4 protein-coding genes are annotated in these 3952 nt (G+C 28.5%); all 4 read left to right on the top strand.

The window, feature by feature from the left end:
- Window positions 1-48 precede the first annotated feature (48 nt).
- Window positions 49-537, top strand: coding sequence for a hypothetical protein (locus TR13x_RS10655; RefSeq protein ID WP_054871919.1), 489 nt, complete (start codon window positions 49-51; stop codon window positions 535-537).
- A 387-nt stretch (window positions 538-924) separates the two neighbouring features.
- Window positions 925-1245 (top strand): metalloregulator ArsR/SmtB family transcription factor, encoded by a 321-nt coding sequence (locus tag TR13x_RS10650; RefSeq protein WP_054871918.1) that lies wholly within the window; start codon window positions 925-927, stop codon window positions 1243-1245.
- 431 nt (window positions 1246-1676) lie between these two features.
- Window positions 1677-1982 (top strand): arsenite efflux transporter metallochaperone ArsD, encoded by a 306-nt coding sequence (arsD, locus tag TR13x_RS10645; RefSeq protein WP_054871917.1) that lies wholly within the window; start codon window positions 1677-1679, stop codon window positions 1980-1982.
- A gap of 3 nt (window positions 1983-1985) precedes the next feature.
- Window positions 1986-3767, top strand: coding sequence for a TRC40/GET3/ArsA family transport-energizing ATPase (locus tag TR13x_RS11320; protein WP_242851765.1), 1782 nt, complete (start codon window positions 1986-1988; stop codon window positions 3765-3767).
- The last annotated feature ends 185 nt before the right edge of the window (window positions 3768-3952 follow it).

Genomic DNA, 3952 nt, shown 5'->3' with positions numbered 1-3952 from the left:
GACACAAGAGAACCGTCCCCTTGTGTTTCTTTATAGGGAGGAATATAAGTGGAATTTTTAAAAACTAGAATTGGTATTATTTTTTGTCTAATAGCGCTAATAACAGTATCTATGAGTATAAGTTCATGTAGTATACATACAGAAATCTTTTACAGTTTAGAAGAAGCAGAAGCAAAAATTGGTGAGATTAATTTACCAAATATGCCTGATGAATATAGTATTCGAAAAATTGAATATACTGACGACGGATTTACAGTCCCACAAACGGCAATTTATTATCAAAACAGTACTAAACATGAAATCATATTTTTAACCGCTTCAGATATTGAAGGTGAGTTAATTTATGAAGATGTTGATAGTAAATCAATTTCAAATATAAAATGGATAATAGACTATGGGGGAAATTATAGTTTATTTAAGAACAAGTTTGTATTAAAGTGGAGAAAATCAAATAATACAAAATTTAAGTATTTTATTACTTCATCAAAAGAAGATAAAGATTGGCTGATTAGAGTAGCTGAAGAATTTAATGATTAGATAATAGCTTGAATTGTACAATTTTTATTTCTAATAATCCATTTCTCAATTCATTAGAACTCCTTCGGATTTCATATTAAAAATATCATTAATTTTCTTTATTAAATTAATAGAAACTTTTTCAATTTCACTATCTTCGCCTAGTGAGTAACCTTTACTACTATGAGGTCTGTTTAAAATAATGCTTTTGATATTGTCTGTATTAACAACATTTCTTTTTATTTGGAATAGAAACATTAATTGACGGAAGAAAACTGGCGGATTTAGTGTGAAATTGAAGAAAAAAGTGAACACTAATAAGTGTATTGACAAAAATGAAATAAAGTTTTATTCTAAATATAGATATATTTAAATATATCTATGTAAAAGAGGGTAAGGAGTGATTTAGTGCAAGAAAAAGTTGAGATATTTAAAGCACTCTCTGATAAAAATAGGTTACTTATAATTGAAATGCTTTCATGTGGAGAGCTTTGTGCCTGTGACATAATGGAAAGGCTGAATCTTACACAGCCTACCATATCACATCATATGAAAATACTAGGACATGTAAAGCTTATAAATTCAAGAAAAGATGGAAAATGGACTTTATATAAACTTAACCAAGAAACTTTTAATGATTTATGTAATTTTATAAATTATTTATCATCATATAAAGAAAAATGTATATGTGAAGACATTATAAAGAAAAAATGTAGTGAAGATGGTTAAATTTTGAAAAAGTACGGAATAGATGGTATAAGTATTAACGATAAAGTTATTGATTATTTAATTTAAAATACAAAATTGTTTACAAAAATGTACATTAAGCAAGGTTGATATCATATTATAATACAGAGAGCGTAGATGTACCTAGATTTAAATATACAAAATAGATAATATAAAATGCCACTGTATAAAGACTATAACTGAAGATTGTGAACTTGAAGAATCGTCTGGAGTGTCAATTAAAGGATTTAGAGAAACAAGGAAATTATAAAAAAGTAGAAGATTTAATTCAAAGAGTGAAAAAAGATGAATTATAAAAATTAAATAGTTTAATAATATATTTTAAATTATATATTGAATTTAATAATTAAAGGTAATAAAAATACTTATTACCTATATTTACTGTATATATTAAGAAGGAGGAGGATTAATCAATGAAAATAGAATTCTATGAACCACCAATGTGCTGTCCAACAGGAGTATGTGGACCAAGTGTAGATGAAAGATTAGTTAAGCTAATGGAAAATATAGAGTATTTAAAAAAGAAATATGAAGGTATACAGATAGAAAGATATATGATAACACAGCAACCAATGAAATTTAAAGAAAATGAAAAAGTATATAAATTAGTAAAAGATAATGGAAGGAAAGTGCTCCCAATAACAACTGTTAATGGTGAGATTATTAAGACACATGAATATCCAACACTTGAAGAGATAGAAAAAAGTTTAGGAGTTTAGGAGATGAATAAAATGGGAACTAGATTTATATTCTTCTCTGGAAAAGGTGGTGTAGGTAAAACTTCAATGGCATGTACCACTGGAGTTTATTATGCTGACCAGGGTAAAAGAACATTAATAGTTACAACTGACCCTGCTGCTAATTTATCTGATGTTTTTGAGCAGAAAATAGGTCATAGAGTAACGAAAATTGATGGAATAGAAAATTTATTTGCAATGGAGATTGACCCAGAAAAAGCAACAAATGAATATAAAGAAAGGTCTCTTGCACCTATGAGGGAGATTTTCGATGAAGAAATGATAAAAATCGCTGAAGAGCAGCTTAGTGGACCATGTACTGAAGAAATGGCATCCTTTGACAAGTTTATTGACTTCATGGAAGAAGATGCATTTGATATTGTTATTTTTGATACTGCTCCTACAGGGCATACAATTAGACTTTTAGAACTGCCAGTAGATTGGAGTAAACATATCGAAGAAAGTGCGAAAGGTAGTGGACAAACCTGTATGGGGCCTGTAGCACTTATACAAGAAAGTAAGCAAAAATACGATGCTGCTATTGAAAAGCTGAGGGATACAGATAAAACCGATTTTATATTTGTAATGCAGCCAGAAGAAACTTCTCTACAAGAAACTATAAGATCATCAAAAGAATTAAAAGAATTAGGTATAAATACAACAAAAATAATTATTAATGGATTTATACCAAAGGAAGAAGCTATCAATCCATTTTTTAAATCAAGGTATGAAATGCAACAATATTACTTAGCAAAAGCAAAGGAAACTTTTAAAGATATACCTATAGTAACAATGGAACTATTTGATACAGAGCTTAAAGGTATAGATATGTTTAGAAAGTGTAGTCAAAAGCTATTTAAAACTAAACTCCATGAGAAAAGTATAGAAAAACTTATCTATCCTCAAAATGGAAAAAGGAAAAATATATTTTTTTCAGGTAAAGGTGGAGTAGGTAAAACCTCTATGGCTTGTATTACTGCAATACAAACTGCAAAGAAAGGTTATAAAACCCTACTTATAACAACAGATCCAGCAGCACACATCGGAAATGTACTAGAAAAGCTAGTTACAGATGAAATTACAGCAATAGATGGAGTAGATAATTTATATGCAGTAAGAATTGATCAAAAGAAAGCAAAAGAGGAATATAAAAATATGGTATTAACAGATGCAAAAGAAAAGTTTGATAAGACAACAGTAATGGCTATAGAAGAAGAATTAGATTCACCTTGTACAGAAGAAATGGCAGCTTTCCAAAAGTTTATAGAATATGCAAATTTAGAAGATTTCGAAGTAATTGTATTTGATACTGCACCTACAGGACATACACTCAGACTGCTTGAACTTCCAATGAATTGGAGTAAACAAATTCAATTTAAAGCTGGACAGTTAGCAGATATAAGTGAAGCAGATAAAAAACAACAAGAAAAGTTTCAAAAGGTTATTGAAATGTTAAAAGATGAAGAGACAACCACATTTGCTTTTGTAATGTATCCAGAAAAAACACCAATAGTAGAAGCTTATAGAGCTTCAAAAGAGTTAGAAACATTAGGTATAAAAACTCAATTAGTTGTTGCAAATCTTGTTATTCCAGAAGAACAGGCTATTACGCCTTTCTTTAAGAACAGAAGAAATATGCAGATTAAATATCTTGATGAAATAAATAAAAAATTTCAAGATGCTTTAATAATAAAAGTACCAATGTTTGAAAAAGAGATTAAAAGTGTAGATATGTTAATATCTATATCAAATAAATTGTTTCATTGAAATATTTTGATTTTATGTCAAAAGTTAGGGTGGGATTAGTTGTAATCCCACCCTGTTATTATTTAACTAAAAATAAATTTTAAAATGCATTACAAGGGGAAGGTTCTTGTGTATTGTTATCACTTATAGTTTGTGATGAGCTTAACTAGAGGTGATTTTTTTATGACAGTACTGAGATATATACA

Source organism: Caloranaerobacter sp. TR13, assembly GCF_001316435.1.
GTDB lineage: Bacteria > Bacillota > Clostridia > Tissierellales > Thermohalobacteraceae > Caloranaerobacter.
Note: the sequence above shows the minus strand (reverse complement) of the source record. Positions and strands in the feature narration are given on the sequence as shown.